The organism is Dehalococcoidia bacterium (assembly GCA_025054935.1).
Lineage (GTDB): Bacteria > Chloroflexota > Dehalococcoidia > SpSt-223 > SpSt-223 > JANWZD01.
The window spans coordinates 569,138-592,086 of the sequence record JANWZD010000001.1 but is presented as its reverse complement, the minus strand read 5'-3'; the positions used below and the strand labels follow the sequence as shown (position 1 = coordinate 592,086).

Below are 22,949 nucleotides of genomic sequence, written 5' to 3'. Positions count from 1 at the left end.
GCCAACGCAGGGAAGGCGGTTATCCTTGATCCCTTCTCCATTTTCACTGTGGGAGAAACAGCATGCCCAATTCGGCTGCCGAACGCTATCGCACCAACTATCTTGAAGAGCGCGAGGCAGCAGCGCTCTATCGTCAGCTTGCTGAGGCGGAGAAAGACCCTAATCTTGCCTCGGTTTATCGGCAACTGGCGGAGATGGAAGACCGCCACGCCGCCGTCTGGGAAGCGCGCCTGCGCGAGCTTGGTGAACCGCTTCCGCCGCCGGGGATGCGCTGGCGCGCGCGGCTGATCGCTTGGTTGGCGAAGCGCTTCGGCGCGGGCGCCGTGGTGCCGATGTTGCTCACATCGGAGCAGGATGCCGGCAGGAGCTATCTTCATCAGCCTGAGGCGCGCGCTGCCGGTATGCCGGCGCAGGAACGAACGCATTTCCACGTGTTTCGGACGCTGACAGCGCCGGGCGGGCTCGGCGGTCCGGCGGTGGCGCTGCTGGAAGGGCGGCACCGCTCCGCCGGCGGGAACGCCCTCCGCGCTGCGGTTCTCGGCGCGAACGATGGGCTGGTCTCGAACTTCAGTCTCGTTATGGGGGTTGCCGGCGCGACGCTCGAGTCATCCTCGGTCTTGGTCGCCGGCTTTGCCGGCCTTCTTGCCGGGGCGCTGTCGATGGCACTCGGCGAATGGCTCTCCGTCCAGAGCGCGCGCGAACTGTATTCCCGCCAGATCGCCATCGAGCGGGAAGAACTGGAGGTTTCTCCTGAGGAAGAAGCTGCTGAACTGGCGTTGATCTACCAGGCAAAAGGCATCCCGCGCGAGCAGGCGGAGCGGCTTGCGCAGTCGATCGTTGCCGCACCGGAAACGGCGCTGGAGACCCTTTCGCGAGAGGAGCTGGGCATCGACCCAGAAGAGCTGGGAGGATCGGCGTGGGTGGCGGCCGGCGCTTCGTTCTTGTTGTTCGCCATCGGCGCGGTGATCCCGCTCTTTGGGTTCCTCTTCGCGAATGGCCTCACCGCGGTCGCGCTGAGCGCTATAGCGAGCGCTGTCGGCCTGTTTGTCATCGGCGCTGGGATCACGCTGTTTACGGGGCGCAGTATTTGGTATTCGGGGCTGCGCCAAGTACTGTTTGGCGCTGTGGCGGCGGCGATCACATTCGGGATCGGCTCACTGGTCGGTGTGGGGCTCGGGCTGTGAGGGGGCGAGCGGCCGGGCGAGAAAGTCCAGCACCGCCCCGGCAAACCCCACGGGGTTCTCGAAGATAAGCTGCTGTCCGCCGGGAATGAATTGGAGCTGCGCTCGCCTAAAGAGCGGGCGAAGGGTCTCAATCCGATCGAGAAAGTAATCCCGCTCGCCATAGAGCAGGAGGGTCGGCGCTTCGATCGCAGGGATGCGCGTTTTGGGGTCGTAGCGAAAAACGGCGCGATGTGCCTCTTCGTTGCGCGGCCCAGGGCGCAGAATCCCGAGGTGCATTCGGTGGATGACCGCAGTCGGAAGCGCCGGATTTGTTGCGCGCAGGAACCGCCAGAGCTCGGTCGTTTGGCTGCCGTCAGGTCTCATGGGGGTCCACTTCAGGGCGGCGAGCTTCGCCTGCCGGGTCTCCTCGTCATAGTCCGGCAGGCCAGAGAGCACCAGCCGCTGGATCCGTTCCGGCGCAGCAGCGGCCACCTCCACGGCAACCGAACAGCCTGTCAGGCGGCCGACGAGGTGGGCCCGCTGCCATCCGAGGGCGTCGAGCGCCTCGATCACGGCGCGCGCATAGTCGGGGATCCCCCAGCCGCCAGGCGGCGGCGGGTCGGATTCGCCGTAGCCCGGCGTGTCGATCGCGACGACGCAGTAGCGCTCCGCGAACAGCGGAAGGAGGTGGTCGTAGACCGCGCTCGACAGCGGCGTCTGGTGGAGCAGGAGAAGACGCTCTTCTCCGCTGCCGGCTGTGCGGTAGTGGATCAGTCCGCTTGAGGTCGCGAGATAGCCGCGCCGCACCTATTTCTTGCCGAGACGCCGCGCCAGGCGGCGGGTCTTGTGGGGGCGCATCGCCAGCCGGCGGCGACGCTTGATCTTGGCGGCAAGGAGGTTGCGGCCGCGGTCCTTCGGCAATCCGGTCATGGTTCCTCTTTCGCGCTGCCCGTGTTCTTCCTGCGGAAGGCGAAGCCCGCCGCACGGGCGCTCGTGACGCTGGTCCTTGCGGCAGAAGTATACCGAATGGCTTCTTCTGCCGGCTCTACTCGAATTGCGGGATGAAGTATTCCTCAACGCGATCTTGATGACGAGAGTCGAGCACGACCCCATTGATCATCAGCTGCAGGGTGCATTGCAGAAACTGGGCTGCCGACCGGCTCAGCACCATTCGATCGAGGAAGATTTCGAAGAAATCCATGATCGACACCATCGTTGTATCGACGGTCAAGTCGAGCTTGATCACGCGCCGGACAGGGTCCACGTCGATCGCGTTGCGCGTAACCGCGTAGTTGACCCGGTCGTGGATATCAAACGTGCGGGGATCGGGATTGCGGACCCGGGAGCGATGCACATCGGCTTTATCCGCGATGATGACGGCTGCAGAGATCTCGCTCACGGGCGCGCCGTCGTCTTCATGGTGACCAACTGCCGTTACCACTTCCACGATTTCGTCGACCGGCATCCCAAGCCGGCGCAGGATGTCGTAGACAAGCAGTCCCGTGGAATGGCCGTGGTCTCGCCGATTGACGACATTCCCGAGGTCGTGGAGATAGCCCGCGATCGCGGCCAGCTCCGCGGTCCGTTCGGGATAGCCGAGGCGAAGGAGGAGGTTCTGCGCGCTCGCCGCTACCGTGGAGGCGTGGCGCTGTCCGTGCTCGGTGTAGCCGAGGACGCCGAGCGCGCGGTTCGCGCCGGTGATCAGCGCGTCGATTTCGAGAGAAGCGGCGACATCGCGAACGGTGATCCGAGGACGCTCCATGGGACCTCCTAGGGGCGCGGCGTCGGAGACGCCGGAACGGGGAGAATGGGGATGAGCGGGGTGACGGTCGCGGTCGGCGGGGCGACTGTCCGAGTTGGCTGCGGGATCGGCGTCGAGGTTGGGATCGCATTGCCGTTCGGGGGCGTCGCGGGCAGGCGCGGCGTCGTAGGAACAGGCGTGAAAGTCGCGTTCGCTGGAGGAACGGTGGGCGTGGTTCCTCCTCCTGCTGGCGGGAAGGGAGGGATCGCGCTGGTCGGAACGCCCGGCGGCAAGGCTGGTGTTGAGAGCGGAGTGGAGAAAGGAAGAGGCGGAAGGCCGGGCAGCGTGGCGCGGGGGGTCGGCGTGGCGGTGGGAAGCAGCGGCGTGGGGGTGGGGTCGGGGTCCTCGGGAAGGACCCGCGGCGTGGCGGTCGGCAGGAGAATGATCGGCACGCCGAAAGTGGGGGTCGGCCCGACCGGCTCAGCCGGGCTGGGCGTCAGCCCCACGATGAAAGGGGTCGCAGTCGCGGTTGGGGTGCTTGTTGGCGCGATCGCCAGCGCCGGCGGCTGCAGCGCCGGCGTCAGCACGACGGCGCTCACGCCAAGACAGTAGAGAAACGTGCTGACGACGAAGACGAGGAATGAGCCGAAGTAAAACCGCCGGTCGTTGCGGCTGAGCCCGTTCCACCAGCGGCTGAGCGGTCCTTCGCGGGCGATTTCAAGCAGCTCCCCATCTTCATCGACAACATAGCGGTCGGAGAGCTGGTAGGGCGGCGCGATGATGTCGCCCGAAAGCGGCAGGGTCTCGGACGGCTGGGCGGGGTCGAAGATAGTCCACTCGGACGGCGACGGCTCAGCGGAGGGCGTCGAGAGCAGCGAAGAGGAACTGCTCGGCGCCGGCCACGAGGCGGCGAGGGGCACCGTTTGCTCTGGCTCGCTGAGCGGGGCGGGTTCGGCGGCGGAAAGGAGCGGCGCCGCCTGCTCGGTTGGGCTGAGGGGCGCCGGCTGGTCGTCCGGCGAACGGGTTTCGTCGATCACAAGCTCACGACGACCGCGTCGTCGATCCCATCGAGGGCGCGCACCTCGTTCAGCACCTCGTCGGAGATCGGCTCATCGACCCCAACGATCATCAGGGCGCGGCCGCGCGGATGGTCACGGGCGACGCTCATGAACGCGATATTGATGTCGCGCTGGCCGAGCAAGGTGCCAACTCGACCGATCACCCCCGGGCGATCGGTGTTGTGGCAGAGGAGCATCGTTCCCGCCGGAGCGATATCCATCTGGTCATGGTCGTTGATCTGGACAACGCGCGGCTCGCCGCGCAAGACGGTGCCCGCCACAACCGTCTTCTCCCCTTGGCGGTCGATAGCGATACGAATGAGACTGGTGTAGTTCTCAGAGTCGGTCGTCTTCTGCTCGGTGAGCCGCAGTCCGCGCTCCCGCGCCACAAAGGCGGCATTGACCAGATTGATCTGGTCCTCGCTCGAGGCGCGGAACAGCCCCTTGATCACGGCTGCTTTCAGGAGGGCAGTGTCGTGCTGGGCGATCTCGCCCTCATACGTCACCATAACGCTGCTCACTTGGCCGCGCGCCAGCTGCGCGGCCATCGCCCCGAGCGCTTCGGCAAGAGGAAGGTACGGCTGCAGCGCTTTCAAGGTCTCCGCAGGAACGTGCGGCAGGTTGACGGCGTAGCGTGCTGGCCGGCCATGCAGGACGTCGACGATCTGCTCGGCGACATCGACCGCCACTTGCACTTGGGCCTCTTCCGTTGAAGCGCCAAGGTGGGGCGTGACGATGATCTTGTCGCTCTTGAAGAGGATGTTGTCCGTCGTCGGCTCGTGGGAGAAGACGTCGACAGCGGCGCCCGCAATGCGGCCGTCTTCCACCGCACGGAAGAGCGCGTCTTCATCGATGATGCCGCCCCGCGCCACGTTGATCACGCGCGCTGTCGGCTTCATCTTGGCGAGCTGCGCCTCGCCGATCAGCGAGCGGGTCTCGTTTGAGAGGGGGATATGGACCGTGAGAAAGTCGGCGACCCGCAGCACGGTGTCGAAATCAGCGAACTCGACCCCGATGTTGCGGGCGTGATCTTCACTCACGAACGGGTCGTAGCCGACAACCCGCATCTGGAGGCCGAGAGCGCGCCGGGCGACCTCGGAGCCGATCTTGCCGAGACCGATGATGCCGAGCACCTTATTCCGCACCTCGACCCCCGTAAACTTGGCGCGCTCCCAGCGGCCGGCTTTCAGCGCCATGTGCGCTTGGGGCACATTGCGGGCAAGAGCGAGGAGCAGCGCGATCGTATGCTCGGTCGCCGCGATCGTATTGCCGGTCGGCGCGTTGACGACGGTGATCCCTTTGCGCGTTGCCGCCTCCACATCGATATTGTCGACGCCGACACCGGCGCGGCCGATCGCGCGCAGCCGAACGCCGGCGTCGATGACAGGGGCGGTCACTTTCGTCTCGCTGCGCACAACGAGGGCGTCGTACGCCGCAATGCGGCGGATCAGCTCCTCGGGCGTCTGCTTTGTGATGACGTCGACCTCAGCGACGCTCCGGAGGATAGCGATGCCTTCTTCGGCAATCGGGTCGGCAACCAGAATGCGCACGCGTTTCTCCCGCAGATATGGCTTGCTCCTCGCCGTCGCGCGCCTTCCCCCGTAGCGGAGGCACCGCCTCCCGGCGAATGCGCGGTTCGACCTAGGCGGTTGCTGCCGCGGCGGAGTAGCCTACTTTCGGCAGCACCTCGCGCAGGGCGTGCAGCGTCTCCTCGATATCGGCATCACGCACGTAGCCAAGATGCCCGATCCGGAAAATCTTGCCGTCGAGCGCGCCCTGCCCTCCAGCGACGACCACGCCTCGCTCGCGCAGCGCCGCTCGCAGCGCTTTCACCTCAACGCCGTCGGGCGCCCAGACGGCGGTGACGCTGTTGGAGGCGTAGCGTTCATCCTTCGCCAGCAGCCGCAGCCCGAGTTCTTTCACCCCCGCCCGAGTTCGTTCGGCGACCCGGCGGTGCCGCTCGAAGATCGCGGGCAGCCCTTCGGCGAGCATGAGATCGAGTGCGACATCGAGGGCATAAAACACCGAAATTGCCGGCGTCCACGGGGTCTGGCCCTTGTCGAGCGATTTCTTCGCCTCGCGAACGTCGAGATAAAAGCGCGGCATCTTGGCGTTGGCGTTGGCTTCCCAGCCGCGCTCGCTGACCGAGAGAAAGGTGAGCCCCGGCGGCACCATCCAGCCTTTCTGCGAGCCAGAGACCACAACATCGAGGCCGAGCGCGTCGACTGGCAAGTCGATGGCGGTCAAGCTCGAGACGGCGTCGACGAGGATCAGCTTGTCGGCCGCTTTCACCACCTTCGCGATGGCGGCGAGGTCGTTCGTGACGCCGGTCGAGGTCTCGTTGTGCGTCACCGTCACCGCCCGGATCGACGGGTCAGCAGCCAAGGCCGCCGCGATCTGGTCGGGGTCCGCGGCTTCCCCATCTTCGAACCGCAGCCGCTTGACTGTCGCGCCGTAAGTCTCCGCAATCTTGGCGAAACGGTCGCCGAACACCCCGATCGACACCGCCAGCACCGTCTCGCCAGGAGAGAGGAAATTGACGATGGCAGCTTCGAGCCCGCCGGTGCCGGCAGCCGTCAGCGTCACCACATCGTTCTTCGTTTGAAAGAAGGTCTTCAAGCGCTCCGTAACCCGCAGAAGGATGTCCTTGAACTCGGGACCCCGGTGGTCGACCATCTGCTTGGTCATCGCCATCAGCACTTCTTCGGGACACGGCGTTGGCCCAGGGATGCGTAAATTCACAGGACAGTCCTCCAATTCGTCGAGCGGGGGTCGGCGACTTCGTTCACGCAGTGATCTCGCGCCGCCAGCGCGCCGGCGGCAAGAGAAGTCTACTTCCGCCTGAATGCTCGATCAAGGAAGGAACGCAGGCGCGCGATCAGGAAGGAGGCCTCCGGCGCGCCGAGCAGCAGCAGTGTCCCGAGATAGACGGCTCCTCCCGCCGCTCCCGCCACGACCACGGCGGGGACGAGCAGCAGGGCATCCGCCGGCAGCACCCACCCCGCGAGCCACCACGTCAGCCCGGCGGCGCTCCCCGCCAGCCCGATCCGCCCAAGCGCCACGATGCTCGCGCGGAGGGGGAGGGCGCGCAGCATCAGCGCCGTCAGGAGCGCCATCATGAGAAGATGCCCAATCCACTGCGCCGAGTTGGCGAGGGTCAGCCCCACCATGCCGAATGGCTGGACGAGCGCCAGCGCGACGGCAAGATAGATCCCCACCGAGGCAACCCCAACGAGAACGGGGCGAATGGTGTCCTGGCGGGCGTAGAAGGCGAAGATCAGGATTTGATCCAATGCGGCCGCGGGGGTCCCCGGCGCATACGCGAGGTAGGCGAGTGCGGTGCGCGCCGTGTCGCTGCTGGTAAAGGCGCCGCGCTCGAACAGCAGTCGGATCACCGGCTCGCGGAGGACGGCAAGCGCAATGACCAGCGGCACAGCGAGCAGCAGGACAGCGCGCAGCGCTTCTCCCAAGGCGGCGCGGTACTGGGGCGAGGCGGCCGGCATGCGCGACAGTTCGGGAAGATAGGCGGTCCCGATCGAGACGGCGACCACCCCTAACGTCAGCTGCGTTAAGGTGGTGGCATAGCGCATCGCGGTCAGGTCGCCCGGCGGAAGGCTCGACGCCAGAATAGTGTCGATGTACACCCCCGTGTTCGTCACGATCAGCCCGAGCAGCACGGGGAGATAGAGCGCGCCGATCCGGCGGAGCTGCGGGGTCCGCCAGTCGAAGGAAAGCTGCAGCCGGACCGAGCGGAGGGCAGCGGCTTGAAGGACAAGCTGGGCGACCGAGCCAGCGAGAAGGGCGAGCGCCAGCGCCTCGACCCCGTGGTCGCGCAAGGCCCAAGCGGCAACGATGAACCCGAGGTTAAAGACTGCGGCCCCAAAGGCCGGCGCGCCGAACTGCCGGCGCGCCTGCAAGATACCGATCGCCACCCCCGACATTCCGAGAAAAAAGAGGCTCGGCGTCATCAGCCGCAGCAGGTGCAGCGTCGTCGCTTGGGTCTCTGCATCAAAAAACGGGGTCAGGACGGCGACAATCGGCGCTGAGAAGAGAAGGACCAGCGCGACAGCCGCAGCCAAGAGCGCGCCGAAGAAGGAGAGCAGTAGTCCCGCAAGGCGCTGGAACGCTCGTTCATCGCGCTCCGCTTCGCTCGAGAGAACAGGAACGAAGGCGGCAGAGATCATCCCGCCGACGAGTAGGTCGTAGGTCGTCGTTGGGATGCGGCTTGCTGCAGTGAAGGCATCGGTGGCAGCGCTGCGGCCGAACAGGGCGGCGATCGTCTGCTCGCGCCCCAACCCCAGCAGCCGGCTGACTGCTCCGCCAACCGACACGGTGAGCGCCGCTCGCGCCAGCCGGCCAACCCGCGAGGGGGACGGCTCTGTCATCGCCGGGATTGTAAAACGCCGCTTTCCGGCGGCGCGCCTCGGCGCGGTTAGGGGGCGGAGCGGTGTGCCGTCACGAAGGGCAGGTAGACCGCGCCCAGAACGATAACCTGCCCTCGCATCGCGGGATGCGGAATGCAGTAGTAGTCGTACCGCCCGGGCAGCGTGAACGTGATTTGATCGCTTTCTCCTCTGGCGAGAAACCGGCCGTCGTAGCCGAGCGCCGGGATCGAAACGTTATGCACATCGTCGGGGTCGCGGTTGACCCACTCCACGGTCTCTCCCGCCTGAATGACGAGCGAGGACGGCCGGTATGCCCAGCGGTCGCGTCCCGTGACGACAATCTCAACAGTGCGCACAGCGGGCTCGCTCGCGGCTGGAGGTGGGGGCACGGCCAGCAGGCCCGCCAGTGCCGCGCAGAGCAGGAGGAGGCTGAACTGGCGGCTCATGCGAGGAACGGCACGGGAGCGAACGTGCCGCCGAGCACGGCAACGGGGTCGCCCCCAAGCCAGTCTCGGATGATGGTGGCGTAGACCGAGCGGAAATCGATCTGGAAGCGAATGTCGCGGCTTTGGTCGAGCGCGGTGAAGTCGGGATCGGTCCCATAGAGCCCGCCCTTCACCGGCGCGCCGATGACGAAGAGCGGCGCCGCCGCGCCGTGGTCAGTGCCGAGGCTGTCGTTGTCGTGAAGCCGCCGTCCGAACTCGGAGAAGGTCAGGATGACGACATCCTGCAGCCGGCCAAGGTGCTCGAGCTCGCGCAGGAACGCTTCGACCGAGTCGGCAAAGTTGGCGAGAAGGTCGGCGTGAGCGCCGGCCGTCGGCACCGGCACGCCGCCGCTCGCCGCCACCTGATTGGCGTGCGTGTCAAATCCGCCGCTCTGGACATAGAAAATGCGCGCGCCAAGATCGGCGCGGATCAGTTGGCACACCGTTCGGAGCGGCGGGCCGAACCCGCGGCTCGGAAATGTCTCCTTCGGGGTATAGCTACCGGCGATCGCCTGCAGCTTTTCGGCGGTCGTCATCGCGTCTTTGAAGATGGTGCGTGTCAGCGCCTCATAGGCGCGGGGGCTGGTCGTGGTCGCGCTTTCGAGGATGCTCTTCAGCGTTGTTGTGCGCAGGGTCCGTTCGGCCGGCGGCGCGGCGCCGTCCGTTTGGAAGCTGAAACTCGCGACCGACGAGATCGTCGGGACGATGACATGGCGCACCCAGAGCGCCAGCGGCAGCGTTGAGCCAACGCTCCACGCCTTCACTTCCGGCTCGGAGGCAGGAACGCCGGTGCCGCTGCAGCAGTTGGCGAGGTAGCTGCCGAGCCATCCTTGGCTTGCTGGTCGGTCAGGCTCGGCGGTATGCCAGATATCCATCGAGCGAAAGTGGGAGCGGTTCGGGTTGGGATAGCCCACATTCTGGATGATCGCCACTTGGCGCTGTTCGTAGCGCGCCTTGACCTTGGCCAGACTAGGATGCCAGCCGAGCGTGGCCGTGAGCGGCAGCGTTGCGGCCGCGGGAATAGCGAGCCGGGGTCGGGCAGCATAGTAGGCGGGGTAGCCGATAGGGACGATGGTGTTCAGGCCGTCGTTGCCGCCCGACCACTGCATCACGACGAGGATCCGTCGCGCGGCGAGGGGGCTCGTAGCCGCTTCCACGAACTCGGCGGTGCGGGTAAGAAAAGCAGGTGCGGTCAAGCCGATCGAGACGAGCGACGCCCCGCCCTTGAGAACATCGCGCCGGCTAAACGGCAGCATCCCATCCCCCTAGTTCAACTGGTAATTGGGTGAGGCGAGCAGGAGGTAGAGCATCCCTCGCACCTTCACGCCTTGCCCATTCCAGACATTGACGGGCGGCGGCTCGCTCTCCGGCGGTTGGACGGCGAGGGCACTTCCGGTTACTGCAACCGGCACAAAGACGCGCTGCGCCGCAGCCGCAGCAGCTGTGCGCTGCCCGAGATAAGAAACGAGTGCGTCGCGGAACGAAGGCGAAATGTCGCCGTCCACCAGCCGATTGGCCAGTTCAGTGACCAGCCCCTCGGCCGTTGACTGCCCGGTGGCATTGCAGAACGCGACGGCGTCGAAATAGGTCGGCCCTTGGTTCGTTTGGGCAGTGAGCACCGTGTTCACTTGGTTCGCGCGGAGCAGGAGCGGCGTTGTGCCCAGCCACTCCACGCCCTCGGGCCATCCCTTCACTGAAGGGGGGTCGTAGAGGTCCACGCCGAGAGCGCGCAGCTGCTGCACGACGAACGGATAGGGAAGCCAAGGCTGGCCCTTCTTGTCGACGAGGTTCAGCTGTTTCACGAGACCGAGCAGGAATTCAAGCGGCGTCTTCACTTGGCAGCGGTACGCTCCGTCTGAGAGAAAGACGGGGCTTGTGAACAGCGTTTCGAGCATCGCCCGAACCGAGTAGCCGCTCGCGTAGTAGGCTGCCGCGACCGCTGCGACTGTTGGCTCATCAATACTGTCCGAGATGAAAAAGCGAAACAGCTTGCGCGCGAGAAAGTCGCCGGTGTTCGGATGCTGAAGGAGCAGGTCGAGGAACCGCTCCCCTTGGTCAGCGCTGTACGGGAATGGCTTGCCGAAGATCGTCTTCGGCGTGGTGTCTTGCTGTCGCGTGTCGAGATAGAAGTCCCCTTTCTTCCACCGGCCTGCGGGGTCGTCGCTCGTCCGGAACCGCCATCCCGTGAAGGTTTTCGCCGCCTGCTTGACGTCCTCCTCGGTGTAGCCGTTGCCCTCCCCAAGGGTGTACAGCTCCATCACTTCCCGGGCGAAGTTCTCGTTCGGCGCGTTCTTGGAGTTGAGCCGCGTGTCGAGAAAGATCATCATCGCCGGGTCTTTGGCGATCCCATGAAGGAGGGTGCGGAAGCTGCCTAAAGCGTTCGCCCGCAGGAACTCGATCTGCCGGGTCATGAACCCCAGGTCATCGACGACTTCGATCGAGGTGGCGAAATGGCTGTGCCAGAAGAAGGTCATCTTCTCGCGCAGCTGCTGCGGGCTGAAGGCCATGCGGTAGAGCCACGCTTGGCGGAGGTGATCGAGCCGTGTCGGGTCGAACGCTGTGCCCAGCCCTCCGGTTGGGTCGAGGGCGCTTGACACCGTATCGTCATAGAGCAGCCGCTGGAGGGTGGCGGAGAAGCCATCGGCCCGAGCGCGAAGAAACTCGGCGCGCGACGGGCCAAAGCCCGTCCGACGCAGCAGGTGGGCAAGCGCTTGGTCATTCGTCAACGGCATCGCAGCAGTCCCTCGCGAGGGGAAGGGTGCCGCATTCTCGCCTCCGGCAGAAAACAGCTTCCGCGAGGCCGAGGAGGGCGGTCCTTCCGGCGCAATCGAGGATGGTCACCACCTGAGGAGACGAGTGAACTCAGATGATCGTTTCGGCCTAAGAGTCCTGCCTCTGAAGTCCTGGGGCGCCGCGCCGCGCGGAGACGCGGCGGCGCTCGCGCAGCTCATCGCCGCGGTGCAGGAGTGTCGCCGCTGCTGGACAATGGCAGAACGCCGCCGCGTCTTCTCCGCCGCGAACGGCTCCGCCGGCGCAGCCGTCCTCTTCGTTGCAGAAGCGCCCGGCCGGCTCGGCGCGGAACGAACTGGCGTGCCGCTCTTCGGTGACCGGACAGGACGCGCGTTTCGCCAGCTTCTCCTCGCTGCCGGCTTGAGCGACGAGGAGGTGTTTGTCACGAACGCCGTTCTCTGTAACCCGCGTCAGGGGGAGAAGAACCGGCCGCCCATGCGCTGGGAGCTCGCGAATTGCCGCGACCACCTCCGGCGCGCGCTCGACGCCGTCGACCCGCTCGTGGTTGCTGCGCTCGGCGGGGTTGCCCTGCGCGCCCTCGCCGCGATCCAGCCGCACTCGGCGACGCTGCAGACGGTGGGGCAGCCGGTCCCTTGGTTCGGACGTTGGCTTATCCCGCTCTATCATCCCGGCCCGCGTGCGCAGCTTCGGCGCTCCTTCGACCAGCAGCGAGAGGACTTCGCCCGGCTTGGGGCATTCATCCGCGAGCAGGCCCGGCTGACCCTTCTCGGGGAGCGCGGGGCAGCGGCGGGAGGTCGATGAGCGTGCCCGCTCAGCTGCTGGCGACGGCGATCTCCTCAACCCGCTGGAGATGCGCCTTATTGACGGCGACAAAATCGAACTGACCGGCTGCGCCTGCTGGCCAGCGGACCGTTGCGCCCACAACCGGCAGAAACTCGCGCTCGTCGTTGAGGACATCGAGCGTCCGCTTCCCGGCGAGGCAGACGATCGCGCCGGTGAGCCCGATCTGGCCGGTGAGCAGCGCCCGGATCGCGACGCGGCGGAGGTTCGCGCGGCTGATCGCCGTCTCGACTGATGAAACGCCGCCGCTGCGCTCTCCGAGAAGAAGAAGATGCGCCTTATTCAGCGCGACGAACGGAGAGGCGACGGTATCGCCGCCGGCAAGCGGGTGGATCGTGACGCTGGTCAGGGGAAGGAAGCGGGAGCGCGGCCCTTTGAGGGCAGAGGAGAGAATATCGTTGACAACGTCGCTCAGCCGCTGGCCTTCGAGGCGGTGGGCAGTGCCGCGGTAGGCCTCGGTGGCGGTGAAGGCCCAAATCTCGACGGGCTCTTTTCGGATCCATTTTCCGCTGCGCGATGGCGCGGCGCTGACCTGCTCCATCCTCCCCTCCGATCACTTCCCGTACCATACTCGATCGAGCATCTCGAGGGGGAGGACACGATGGCCGAGACGGCGGAGGAATTGCGAATCCGGCTCGCCAACTACGAAACGCTGCTCAAAGCCACCCAGGAGCGCCGGCAGCAGGCGCTCGCGCAAGGCAACCGCGAAATAGCAGGCAAGATCCACCAAGGCGAGCGGGAATGGAAACGCCGGATCGAAGAGATTAAGCGCAAGCTCGCCGCGCTTGAAGGAGGCAGCTAGGGCCTGCTTAGGCGGGTGCGAACTGGGGCAGCAGACTTGCAATGAGGCAGGCGACCATGCCGAGGAGGATCGCGACGTAGAGGTAGCGGAGCAGTCGGCCGGGACGGGAGCGGGGCGGCACGAGCGAGCGGCTGACGGTCGGGCGGCGGCGCTTCGAACGGGCCATCGGTCACCGTGACGGCGGAATGCGGAGTGTCTGTCCGAGCCGAATTAATTCGCGGTCCCCAAGGTTGTTCAACTGGACGATCGCCTCGATGCTGACATTGTACTGGCGGGCGATCGAGGTGAGGGTGTCGCCCTCAACAACGGTATGGATGCGTTCGGCCGCGGGCGGAGTAGCGGTCGGCGGAGCGGCAGCGGCCGCCGTCGGTGTCGCCGGAGGAGGAGCCGCCGTCGGGGTTGGGATCAGCCGCGCCTGGTTGGGCCCTCCCCGCGCCACCCAGTTCCAGCTGTCCCAAGCGATGAGGGCGATCAGGAGGGCGAGCACGCCAATCGCTGAGCGATAGAGCAGCGAAGAAGGCACTCCGCGCAAGGGGATCCGCAGTTCGAGGTTGCCGCCGGCGCGCCGGCAGTCGAGGCAGAGCCGATTGCCGTGATCTTTGCAGAAGGGGCGGCGGCACTGAGGGCATTGGCTGTCCGGCGGCGCGCCGCAGCGGTAGCATCGGATGACGACGAGCTTGCCGGTCGTCATCGCGCCGCGGCTAACGTCCACGCCACTCCCGCCAGGCACGGGCGTAATAGTCAAGGATCTCCTGCCGATCGAGGGTGCTCGCCGCGACCGGGAGGGGGGCGATATCCGGCTCGAACACCACTGCCCGCGCCATCGCCTCCGCAGTCAAAAACCGGACCGCCGTTCGCGGCCGATAGGAATGATGAGGGATAGCGAGGTCGGATGCGAGATAGAACCCCCACTCGCCAAAGGTCGGGACGAGGACATGATACGGCAGCACCTGCAGCCCCGCCGCTTCAAGGGAGGCGCCAATCGACCAGTACGCTTCTCGCGCATGGTACGGCGAGGTCGCCTGAACAGCGAGCATACCCCCGCGCGCGAGATGGCGCGCGGCCAAGCGATAGAACTCGACTGAGTAGAGCTTGCCCAGGTCGGGAGTGCGCGGGTCGGGAAGATCGATCACGATGATCGGAAAAAGCCGCGTTGTCCTTTCGAGCCAGGAGAATGCATCCTCATGCACCACCTCGACCCGAGGGTCGGCGAGCGCGCCCTGGTTAAGGGCAACGAGCGGCCCAAAGGTTCGCGCCAGGTGCGTGACCGCCGGGTCGAGGTCGACCAGCGTCACCCGCTCGACGTCCGGGTCGCGCAGCACCTCGCGCAGCGCAAGCCCGTCGCCGCCGCCAAGGATCAGAACATCGCTTCGCCAGGGCGCAAGAGAGAGCGCCGGCTGAACGAGCGCCTCATGGTAGCGATATTCATCAAGGGAACTGAATTGCAGATTGCCGTCCAAGTAGAGCCGAAGGTCATCCTTCCACTTCGTGAGCACGATGCGCTGATAAGGCGAATGGGCGGCGTAGATGATCTCGTCGCGGAACAGCCGCTGCTCGAGCAGCGATGTCGCGTGCGTTGCGAGGAGAAACCCGCCGGCAAGCGCGCAGGAGCTGGCCAGTCCGAGAGGTCCGAACAGTCGCAGGTCGACTGCGTGACGAAACACCGCGAGGCAGGTCAGCGCGACCGCGAGATTGATCAGGCCGGCCACCAGACCGGTGCGGACAAGGCCAAGGAGCGGCAGCAGGGCGAGGGGGAAGGCAATGGCGGCCGCCAGCGCGCCGAGATAGTCCAGACTGAGCGCGCCCGCGATCGCCTCGCGCAGGGTTGAGCGCTCGCGAATAAGGCGGGTAAGGAGCGGCAGCTCTAGTCCGCACAGTCCGCCAACCACGGCAACTGCGCTGAACAGCGCCCAGGAGTACAGCCGGCCGTCGAAGGCGAAGACGGCATACAGGATCAGCGCCGCAAAGCCGCCGGCGAGCGCGACCCCGATTTCCACGACGAGAAACCAGGTCAGAACATGCTCCCGAATGAACCGCGAGAGGAACGCTCCCCCGCCGAGCGCCGCCATGAAGGCGCCAATCGTCACGGAGTAGTGGTACACGCTGTTGCCGAGCAGATAGGCGGCTTGGGTGCTGAGGAGCAGCTCGTAGATGAAGGTGCAGGCTGCGACAATGCCGGCAGCGCCGAGCAGCGTGACTGCCGGGTCGATATCGAAAAAGGCGGTCAGCCACGCGCGTCGTCGCCACGGCCCTGGGAGCGCGCGCATCTCGCTACTTCCCGCCGCCGCCACCGCCGCTGCGAGAGCTGCCCCCGCTCCCGCTGCGGGTTCCTCCTCCGCTTCGGCTTGTCCCCCCGAAACCGCTGCCGGCGCCCGGAGAGGCTCCGGCGAACGGCACGAACGCAATATCAACGCTGCCGTCTTCGCGCTCATCGATCGTGATGGATGAGGCGAGGCAGCCGCAGACGCAGATAAAAACGATGACGGCCAGCACGAGAGCGGAGAGGAGACTGGGACGTCCGCTGCCGAAAACGACTTGATCGGGGCGAAGAAGGGGGAGGCCAAACGCCTGCCGGACAGCATTCGCCGGCAACTTCTCGCCGCGAAAGAATTCGATCTCGCTGGGGGTCCACTCGATAGCGGCCTTGGTCTGGCCGAGCTGCGCGTCGAGGTAGCGCACTTGGTCGCCGCGGGTCGCCTTCCACGTCAGCTCGCCTTCGAGGTAGTCGATGGTGCCGATGCCGCGTGCCCGAACCGGATAGCGGGTCCCATCGAGGGTGAGGGTCAAGCCGACTGTTTCCGGGTCGGTCGGCTCGCGGGGAACGATGGGGTCGTACAGGGTGAACCCCTCTTCGCCCTCTGTCAGCCAGAGAAGTTCTCCCTCCTCGGTCATCAGCAGCCACTCGTCCCAAAAGGCGCCTTCCTCGCGGTAACGGACCCGGCCGATCACCTGCCACTGCTTTCCCCGGAACTGTCCCCACATGCCGAGGCTGATGGGGGTACGCGGAGTTGCTCGGACATTGGTGAGATTTGCGACGACCTGCAGCGCGGGGTCGGTCAGGTCGAGCTGCGAGCCGCAGCTCCGGCAGACGAGGGTCTTCGTCCGGCGCGCGTTCAGGACCTCGAGCGACGCTCCGCAGCGAGGGCAGGAGAGTTTCCGGATCTCGAGCGGCATCGGTTATGTCACAGCGATATCGTGGAACGCGTAGGGGTCGCCGACGCCGAACGTGATGCCATTCTCAGTGAAGACAAGAACGAGCAGGCGCCCGCCCGCATTCCCATCGACGTACTGGAATGTCGCGCCCGGCGGGGCGGTCATTGCCAGTTCGCCTTCTGCGCCGAGCACATGGCCCGTTCCCTTCTCGGTGACAAACATGCGGTGGGGCGGGATCTCCACCGTCGCTCCGACCCGGATCTTGTCCCAGCTCGGCACCGGCGCAGTCAGTCGCCGCTTCCCATACAGAACGTATTCGCCCTCGTCTTCGCTCAGCCAGGCAGGCTGGCCGTCATCGAAGCGGAGGAACCATTCATCCCAAATCCCTCTCTCATAGCGGTAGCGCACGCGGCCGAGGGTCTCGAACCGTCGGCCGGCGATCGTTCCGCTGCTGCCGACGCGCAGACGCGAGAGCGGCTCTGCGAGCTTCGCGGTCTTGCCGGTCGGGTCGAGCGCCGTGTCGCGCACTACCAGGGTCTGGCCGCAATAGGCGCAGACGACAAGAGAGGTGAACCGACTTGCGACACTGACCGGTCCGCCGCAGGCGGGACAGGAGAGGGAGCGACGTTCCACCTCGTCACCCGTGGATTGCGGCGGCGATGATGAGGGCGATCGCAAGCACGAAGAACCCGGTCATCACAGCGGCAGCCGTGTTGCGCTCTTGAAAGATCTCTTTGCCGAGCTGCGCCGGGGTGAACATGTCGAAGACCCAAAACGCGATCAGCAGCAAGACAAGACCGACGACAGCGTAGAAGAGCGAGAGGATGAAGACCCGAATGTCCGGCGCAAGGTCCACGGCACTTCCCCGAGCCGAAATTGCTCAGAGTATTCTTGACCGGCACACGGGTGTCAAGGGAAGGAGGCAGCCCCGAGCGCCGCTCCGCGCCGGGCGTACTCCTGCCTGCGCAAGCGAAAAGCGAAGCGCACAGGCATACGCCTCGGCGGTGAGCCGGGTCTCGTCACGGGGCCGGCGGGACAACCGGCGCAGCTAGCGCTTCTTTGCCTTGCCCTTCTGGGGCGGTGGGGCTGCCTCGGCGGCTGGAGCCGCCGCAGCAGACGCGCTGCTCGCCGCCGCGGCACGCTGCAGCTGGTGGAGCCGGCGCATCAGGCGCGACTTGCGGCGCGCGGCGGCGTTTTTGTGGATCACGCCTTTGAAGGCTGCCCGGTCAAGCGCCGAGACGGCTTTCAGAACCGCCTCCTGCGCATTGGCGTTTCCAGTCTCGATCGCGAGGCGCGCCTCTTTTACCGCGGTCCGGGTACGCGTCCGGATCGGCTTGTTGATCGCGCGGCGGCGCTCTGCTCGCCGCATCGCCTTCGCGGCGGACTTCGTATTCGGCACGGTTGCTCACCTTTCTCGAAGCATCGAACCTCTCAATCGTAGCTGAGCCACCTGGCTGCTGTCTACCTGCCGCAGCGCCTCTCCGCCCAGCGCGCGCCCTCTCTGCCGCTCGGGGACACGATCCGCTCGCGATCGATAAGTGCTCGGTCGGGCGAGGAGGAAGCAGGTCCTGCGCGGGGCAAGATCGTGTTCCCAAGGAGAGGGAGTTGCGCTATGATTTAGACGCATCAAAACTCTTTTCTTGGCGAAGAGAAATGTTGATCAGGGGCCGTTCTGCGCCGCTCCTGCGGCGCGGCCACGCCGCAGAAGGAGGGCATCTCCTCGGGAGAGCGGCAGCGCTTCTTGTCGTCTTGCTCGCCGCCTGTGCGCCGCTCTCTGCGCAGCCGACTGATGGCGAGGCGAGCCGCCCGCTGCGCATCGTCGCGACGACGGGCATCGTCGCCGACCTCGTGAGGAATATCGGCGGTGAGCGGGTCGAAGTCACCGCGCTGATGGGCCCCGGGGTCGACCCGCACCTGTACCGGCCGACTGCGGGCGATGTCCGCCGGCTCGAAACGGCCGATGCGCTCTTCTACCACGGTCTGGAACTCGAAGGGCGGATGAGCGACCTCTTCGCGAGGCTCGCGCGCAGCGGGCGGCCGACCTTCGCGGTGACAGCAGAGGTCCCCCGCGCCCTGCTCCGCCCCGCCGCCGAGGTCGAGGGCGCGTTCGACCCGCATCTCTGGCACGATGTCGCGCTGTGGCGCATCGTTGCGAAGACGGTCGCCCGTCAGCTCTCCACCCTTGACCCCGGCGCCGCCGAACTCTATGCGCGGAATCATGCCGCCTATGACGCGCAGCTCGAGGAACTCGACCGCTACGTTGCGGCGCAAGCGGCGACACTCCCTCCGCGGAGCCGTGTTCTTGTCACCGCTCACGATGCATTCGGCTATTTCGGCGCCCGCTATGGGTTCGAAGTGCGCGCCCTCCAAGGGATCAGCACCGTCACCGAGGCGAGCGCTGCCGACGTTCGCGAATTGGCCGGCTTCCTCTGCGAGCGGGGCGTGAAGGCGGTCTTTCTCGAGACGACGGTCGCGCCGGCGACCATTGAGGCGGTGCGGCGGGCGGCGATGGCGAACGGCTGCCTTGTCACTCTGGGAGGAAGCCTCTACTCTGACGCGCTCGGCGGGGCAGAGACGCCGGCGTCCACGTATATCGGGATGGTGCGCGCGAATATCGACACGATCGTTCGGGCACTGCAATGAGCGCAGCGCTGGAGGTGACCGACCTGACCGTGGTCTACCGCGACACGCCGGCGCTCGACGGCGTCACCCTGACAGTGCCGCCAGGGACGCTCGCGGCTATCGTCGGACCAAACGGCGCCGGGAAATCGACCCTGCTCAAGGCAGTGCAGGGGATTGTCCCGCGGGTGCGCGGCGAAATTCGGGTCTTCGGCGTTCCCGCGCGCCAAGCCCGGCTGCGCATTGGGTATGTTCCGCAGCGCACCGCCGTCGACTGGAACTTTCCGACAGACGTCCTCGACGTCGTGCTGATGGGCACCTATGGGCGCCTCGGCTGGCTGCGCCGGCCTGGCCGGCGGGAGCACGCGATCGCGCTTGAGGCGCTTGACCGGGTCGGGCTGCGCTCCCTCGCTCACCGCCAGATCGGGCAGCTTTCCGGCGGGCAGCAGCAGCGGGTCTTCTTAGCGCGGGCGCTCGCCCAGCAGGCAGACCTGTATCTGATGGATGAGCCGTTTGCGGGGATCGACGCTGCGACCGAACAGGCGATCGTCGAGGTCTTGCGCGAACTGCGCGCGGCGGGAAAAACGGTCGTGTGTGTCCATCACGATTTGGAGACGGTGGCGGAGTATTTTGACTGGGCGGCACTCCTCAACGTGCGCCTCTTCGCCGCGGGGACAGTCGAGGAAGCGCTGGCGCCAGAGCACCTTGCGGCAGCCTATGGCGGCCGGTTCGGGCGGCTGCTGCGGGCGGGGCAGCAATGACGGCCGTCCTGACCGACTATACGCTGCGGAATGTCATCCTCGGGGCGGCGCTCCTCGGGGCGGTGAGCGGCGTCCTCGGCACCTTCGCAGTCCTGCGGCGGCAAGGGCTGCTCGGCGACGTTCTCGCTCACGCCGCCCTGCCGGGGATCTGTCTCGCCTTTCTCCTCTCCGGCTCGAAGGCCATGGGCGTGCTGCTCTTCGGAGCGGGAATAACCGCGTGGGTGGGCGCGCTCCTCCTCCTCTGGATGGTGCGCCGAACCAAGCTTGGGGAAGACGCCGCGCTTGGGATCGTTCTTGCCGTCTTCTTTGGCATCGGGCTGACGCTGCTCACGGCCGCAAGCCGCCGTCCGGATGCCACGCAGGCCGGGTTAGACCGCTATCTCTTCGGCCAAGCCGCGGCGCTGGTGACCGACCATGTCGTGACGATGGCGATCCTCGCCGCGGCGGCGCTCGTCACAACGGCTTTGCTGTTCAAAGAGCTGAAACTGCTCGCCTTCGACCCGGAGTTTTTGGCGAGCCTTGGCTTCGGCGTCGGCCGGCTGAATGTCCTCCTGACTACCCTGATCGTGATCGCGATTGTGATCGGCCTTCAGACGGTCGGCGTGGTGCTGATGGCGGCGATGCTGGTCGGCCCGGCGGTCGCCGCCCGCCATTGGACGAATCGCCTCGGGCGGATGATTGCCCTCTCGGCGGTGTTTGGGGTCGCTGCCGGCGTGGCGGGCGCGCTGGTCAGTGCCAGCGGCTCGCGGATCCCGACGGGCCCGGTCATTGTGCTGGCGCTGACGGGGATCGTCGTTCTCTCGATCCTTTTCGGGCCGGCCCGCGGCGTGGTGCCGCACTGGTGGCGCGCTCAGCGCGCGCGAGCGGAGGGGGGACCCTGAGTTCGCTGCTGGTCATCCTGCTCACAGGCGCCCTTGTTGCTGCTGCCTGCGCCCTGCTCGGCTCGTTCTTGCTCCTGCGCAAGATGGCCATGATGGTGGACGCGATCAGCCACGCCATTCTGCCCGGGATTGTCGCCGCCTATTTCCTCGCCCAAGGGCCCAATCTCTTGGCCGGGTTTGTCGGTGCGGCAGCAGCCGGCCTCCTAACCGTGACCCTCGTCGAAGCAGTTCAGCGCGGCCGAACGGTCACGCATGACGCCGCGATGGGGATTGTCTTCTCGGGCCTCTTCGCGCTGGGGGTCTTTGTGACGTCGCGCTTCTTCGCGGAGGTCCATCTCGACGCCGACGCCGTGCTGTACGGCACTCTCGAGTTTGCCGCGCAGGACCTGCTCATCATCGGCGACCGCTCCTTCGGCCCGCAGGCGCTGTGGGTAATGGGAGGGCTGCTTGGCATCAACCTGCTCGTCGTTACGCTCCTCTATAAAGAATTGAAGCTGGCAACGTTTGACCCGCTCCTCGCCGCCTCTCTCGGCTTCTCGCCCGGCTGGCTGCAGTATGCTCTGATGACGATGGTGTCGGTCACCGCGGTCGGCGGCTTCACGGCGGTGGGGGCAGTGCTGGTCGTCGCGCTCTTCATCGTCCCGCCGGCCACTGCCTTTCTGCTTACCGAGCGGCTTGCCCGCATGATCGCGCTTGCCGTGGCGCTTGGGATGAGCGCCGCGCTCGTCGGGACGCTGCTCGCCTTCATCACCGACACCTCGATCGCGGGCGCCATCGCGTCGGTGGCCGGCCTGCAGTTCGGCCTTGCGCTCCTCGCCGCGACGTTGCGCAACGCGCTCCGGCGACTGCGAGAGGCGCGCCGTCTCTCCCGCGCTGCCTGATGCCGGGAACGGTCCGCCGAGGAGAAGGAGAGCAAAGATGACGGAAGCGTGGGGAGCGCTGGAGGAGGATGCGCTGCGCGCCCTCGCCCGCTATGCGGCGAGCCTGCGCCTAGAGGACGTACCGGCGCGCGCGGTCGCGCTCGCAAAGCTGGCGCTGCTCAACCTCCTCGGCGGCATTGCCGCCGGCAGCGATCCGGCGCTCAACCCTGCGCGGGCGGCGCTGCTCGACTACGTTGAGCGCTTCGCTGCGGTGCCGGCGGCTACCGTCCTCTTCGCGCGCCGCCGCACCCATCCCCAGCTTGCGGCGTTGGTGAGCGCGGGGACCGCGATGGCGAGCCACACCGACGATTTCAGCCCGCGGGCGCGGACGCACGCGAGCGCCGTGCTCGGCGCGGCGGCGCTTGCGGTGGGCGAGGAGCGGCGCGTGCATGGCCGAGAACTGCTCGCTGCCTTCATCGCCGGGTGGGAAGTTGCGGCCCGTCTCGGCGACGCAATCCGGCCCGGGGTGGAGGGTGCTGCGAAGGCGTTTGTCTCGCCGACCCACACTCCAGCTGCCGCCGCGGTTGCGGCTCGGCTCGCCGGGCTGGACGAACGCGGGATCGCCGAGGCGATCGCGCTCGCGTGCGACATGGGCGCCGGTCTCATCGCCCAAGCGCCGGCGCCGGTTTCGACCCTGCGCACGCCGCTCGGCGCCTCGCTCGCCGTCTTCTGCGCCGAACTGGCTGCGCGTGGAATGCAGGCGTCGCCGCGCGCTGTGGCGGCATGGTGTCAGGCGTACGGCGGCGTTGCGGACATCACCCCGCTGACGAGCGGCCTCGGTGAGGGCTGCATCCTTGCCGAAGACGGCTTTCAGCTGAAGCAGTACCAGTTTTCGAGCGGTCTCTCTGGGCTGATCCGGGGGCTGCAGCAGGCGCAGCGCGCTGCGGGCTTCACCGCAGCGGAGGTCGAGGCGGTCGACTGCTGGGTCAGCCCGGCAATGGAGGCCGTCTACGGTGTTGTCGTGCCGCGCTCGCCGAGCGAAGCGCACTTCAGCATCGGCCGAGCGTGTGCCCTCGCCTTGACCCGTGAGCAGTGGGATCTCGCCGATGTCGCGACGGTGCCGCACCCTGACCCTGCGGTGCAGCGGCTGACTGCCGCCGTCCGTCTCCACCGCCTGCCCGGCAGCGAGCGCCTGACGGCGTTGACGGCGGCAGCGACGCGCGTTGAGGCGGTTGTGCGTCTGCGCGACGGCCAGGCGATCCCCGCTCTGAGCGCCCCCCTTCCGCCAATCACCGACCCCGAGCGCGAAGGCGAAACCGTGCGCCTGCTCTACCGCCGGCGCGCTCAGCCGATCCTTGGCGCGGAGCGCGCGCGCCAGCTTGAAGAAGCGGTCGACCGTCTCGACCGCCTCGCGGATATCGGGCTGCTCACTGAGCTGCTTGCCTGACCG

Annotated in this window: 26 protein-coding genes; 8 read left to right on the top strand and 18 right to left on the bottom strand. The window is 66.7% G+C overall.

The window, feature by feature from the left end; all coding sequences use genetic code 11:
* The first annotated feature begins 62 nt into the window (after positions 1 to 62).
* Positions 63 to 1,184: a VIT1/CCC1 family protein gene (locus NZ773_02625; protein ID MCS6800823.1), complete on the top strand. Its 1,122-nt coding sequence runs from the start codon at positions 63 to 65 to the stop codon at positions 1,182 to 1,184.
* Here NZ773_02625 and NZ773_02620 read toward each other — a convergent pair.
* From NZ773_02620 to NZ773_02575, 10 genes are all read right to left on the bottom strand, one after another.
* Positions 1,155 to 1,970, bottom strand: coding sequence for an alpha/beta hydrolase (locus NZ773_02620; GenBank protein MCS6800822.1), 816 nt, complete (start codon positions 1,968 to 1,970; stop codon positions 1,155 to 1,157). The genes NZ773_02625 and NZ773_02620 overlap by 30 nt on opposite strands.
* A complete protein-coding gene (locus NZ773_02615; GenBank protein ID MCS6800821.1) occupies positions 1,971 to 2,093 on the bottom strand; it encodes a hypothetical protein in 123 nt (40 codons plus the stop codon). It lies immediately after the preceding gene.
* 115 nt (positions 2,094 to 2,208) lie between these two features.
* Entirely contained in the window at positions 2,209 to 2,925 is a 717-nt protein-coding gene (locus NZ773_02610) for an HD domain-containing protein (protein ID MCS6800820.1), read from the bottom strand.
* Positions 2,926 to 2,933: 8 nt separating this feature from the next.
* Positions 2,934 to 3,941: a hypothetical protein gene (locus NZ773_02605; protein ID MCS6800819.1), complete on the bottom strand. Its 1,008-nt coding sequence runs from the start codon at positions 3,939 to 3,941 to the stop codon at positions 2,934 to 2,936.
* Entirely contained in the window at positions 3,938 to 5,512 is a 1,575-nt protein-coding gene (gene serA, locus NZ773_02600; protein ID MCS6800818.1) for a phosphoglycerate dehydrogenase, read from the bottom strand. Before serA ends, NZ773_02605 begins: the two co-directional genes overlap by 4 nt.
* A 91-nt stretch (positions 5,513 to 5,603) precedes the next feature.
* Positions 5,604 to 6,704 carry an alanine--glyoxylate aminotransferase family protein gene (locus NZ773_02595; GenBank protein ID MCS6800817.1) on the bottom strand — a complete coding sequence of 367 codons (1,101 nt, stop codon included), beginning with the start codon at positions 6,702 to 6,704 and terminating at the stop codon, positions 5,604 to 5,606.
* A gap of 89 nt (positions 6,705 to 6,793) precedes the next feature.
* Positions 6,794 to 8,347 (bottom strand): murein biosynthesis integral membrane protein MurJ, encoded by a 1,554-nt coding sequence (murJ, locus tag NZ773_02590; protein MCS6800816.1) that lies wholly within the window; start codon positions 8,345 to 8,347, stop codon positions 6,794 to 6,796.
* Between the two features lie 47 nt (positions 8,348 to 8,394).
* On the bottom strand, positions 8,395 to 8,793 hold the full coding sequence (locus NZ773_02585) for a plastocyanin/azurin family copper-binding protein (protein ID MCS6800815.1): 399 nt from the start codon (positions 8,791 to 8,793) through the stop codon (positions 8,395 to 8,397).
* Positions 8,790 to 10,088, bottom strand: coding sequence for a DUF1501 domain-containing protein (locus tag NZ773_02580; GenBank protein ID MCS6800814.1), 1,299 nt, complete (start codon positions 10,086 to 10,088; stop codon positions 8,790 to 8,792). The genes NZ773_02585 and NZ773_02580 overlap by 4 nt, the downstream gene beginning before the upstream one ends.
* Before the next feature lie 9 nt (positions 10,089 to 10,097).
* A complete protein-coding gene (locus tag NZ773_02575) occupies positions 10,098 to 11,564 on the bottom strand; it encodes a DUF1800 domain-containing protein (GenBank protein ID MCS6800813.1) in 1,467 nt (488 codons plus the stop codon).
* A gap of 253 nt (positions 11,565 to 11,817) precedes the next feature.
* On the opposite strand from NZ773_02575, the gene NZ773_02570 reads away from it, so the two are divergent.
* Positions 11,818 to 12,384, top strand: a complete 567-nt coding sequence (locus NZ773_02570; protein ID MCS6800812.1) for a uracil-DNA glycosylase — start codon at positions 11,818 to 11,820, stop codon at positions 12,382 to 12,384.
* Positions 12,385 to 12,394: 10 nt separating this feature from the next.
* Here the strand turns inward: NZ773_02570 and NZ773_02565 are convergent, their stop codons facing one another.
* Positions 12,395 to 12,964, bottom strand: coding sequence for a hypothetical protein (locus NZ773_02565; protein MCS6800811.1), 570 nt, complete (start codon positions 12,962 to 12,964; stop codon positions 12,395 to 12,397).
* 60 nt (positions 12,965 to 13,024) lie between these two features.
* Here NZ773_02565 and NZ773_02560 point away from each other — a divergent pair, with 60 nt between their 5' ends.
* Positions 13,025 to 13,225, top strand: coding sequence for a hypothetical protein (locus NZ773_02560; protein ID MCS6800810.1), 201 nt, complete (start codon positions 13,025 to 13,027; stop codon positions 13,223 to 13,225).
* A 7-nt stretch (positions 13,226 to 13,232) separates the two neighbouring features.
* On the opposite strand, the gene NZ773_02555 is transcribed toward NZ773_02560, so the two are convergent.
* The 7 genes from NZ773_02555 to rpsT form a co-directional block, all read right to left on the bottom strand.
* A complete protein-coding gene (locus tag NZ773_02555; protein ID MCS6800809.1) occupies positions 13,233 to 13,391 on the bottom strand; it encodes a hypothetical protein in 159 nt (52 codons plus the stop codon).
* A 3-nt stretch (positions 13,392 to 13,394) separates the two neighbouring features.
* Positions 13,395 to 13,937, bottom strand: a complete 543-nt coding sequence (locus NZ773_02550; GenBank protein ID MCS6800808.1) for a LysM peptidoglycan-binding domain-containing protein — start codon at positions 13,935 to 13,937, stop codon at positions 13,395 to 13,397.
* On the bottom strand, positions 13,927 to 15,492 hold the full coding sequence (locus NZ773_02545) for a polyamine aminopropyltransferase (protein ID MCS6800807.1): 1,566 nt from the start codon (positions 15,490 to 15,492) through the stop codon (positions 13,927 to 13,929). Before NZ773_02545 ends, NZ773_02550 begins: the two co-directional genes overlap by 11 nt.
* A gap of 4 nt (positions 15,493 to 15,496) precedes the next feature.
* Positions 15,497 to 16,399, bottom strand: a complete 903-nt coding sequence (locus NZ773_02540) for a DUF4178 domain-containing protein (GenBank protein ID MCS6800806.1) — start codon at positions 16,397 to 16,399, stop codon at positions 15,497 to 15,499.
* 3 nt (positions 16,400 to 16,402) lie between these two features.
* On the bottom strand, positions 16,403 to 17,011 hold the full coding sequence (locus tag NZ773_02535; protein MCS6800805.1) for a DUF4178 domain-containing protein: 609 nt from the start codon (positions 17,009 to 17,011) through the stop codon (positions 16,403 to 16,405).
* A gap of 4 nt (positions 17,012 to 17,015) precedes the next feature.
* Entirely contained in the window at positions 17,016 to 17,234 is a 219-nt protein-coding gene (locus tag NZ773_02530; protein MCS6800804.1) for a DUF350 domain-containing protein, read from the bottom strand.
* Positions 17,235 to 17,426: 192 nt separating this feature from the next.
* Positions 17,427 to 17,777, bottom strand: a complete 351-nt coding sequence (rpsT, locus tag NZ773_02525; GenBank protein MCS6800803.1) for a 30S ribosomal protein S20 — start codon at positions 17,775 to 17,777, stop codon at positions 17,427 to 17,429.
* A gap of 254 nt (positions 17,778 to 18,031) precedes the next feature.
* On the opposite strand from rpsT, the gene NZ773_02520 reads away from it, so the two are divergent.
* The 5 genes from NZ773_02520 to NZ773_02500 are packed head-to-tail and all read left to right on the top strand — an operon-like array spanning position 18,032 to position 22,946.
* Entirely contained in the window at positions 18,032 to 19,021 is a 990-nt protein-coding gene (locus NZ773_02520) for a zinc ABC transporter substrate-binding protein (GenBank protein ID MCS6800802.1), read from the top strand.
* The gene (locus NZ773_02515) at positions 19,018 to 19,758 is read left to right on the top strand and encodes a metal ABC transporter ATP-binding protein (protein ID MCS6800801.1); all 741 of its coding nucleotides are present in this window, start codon (positions 19,018 to 19,020) and stop codon (positions 19,756 to 19,758) included. Before NZ773_02520 ends, NZ773_02515 begins: the two co-directional genes overlap by 4 nt.
* A complete protein-coding gene (locus tag NZ773_02510; GenBank protein MCS6800800.1) occupies positions 19,755 to 20,639 on the top strand; it encodes a metal ABC transporter permease in 885 nt (294 codons plus the stop codon). The genes NZ773_02515 and NZ773_02510 overlap by 4 nt, the downstream gene beginning before the upstream one ends.
* On the top strand, positions 20,600 to 21,520 hold the full coding sequence (locus tag NZ773_02505; protein MCS6800799.1) for a metal ABC transporter permease: 921 nt from the start codon (positions 20,600 to 20,602) through the stop codon (positions 21,518 to 21,520). Before NZ773_02510 ends, NZ773_02505 begins: the two co-directional genes overlap by 40 nt.
* Before the next feature lie 37 nt (positions 21,521 to 21,557).
* Positions 21,558 to 22,946, top strand: a complete 1,389-nt coding sequence (locus NZ773_02500) for an MmgE/PrpD family protein (GenBank protein MCS6800798.1) — start codon at positions 21,558 to 21,560, stop codon at positions 22,944 to 22,946.
* The last annotated feature ends 3 nt before the right edge of the window (positions 22,947 to 22,949 follow it).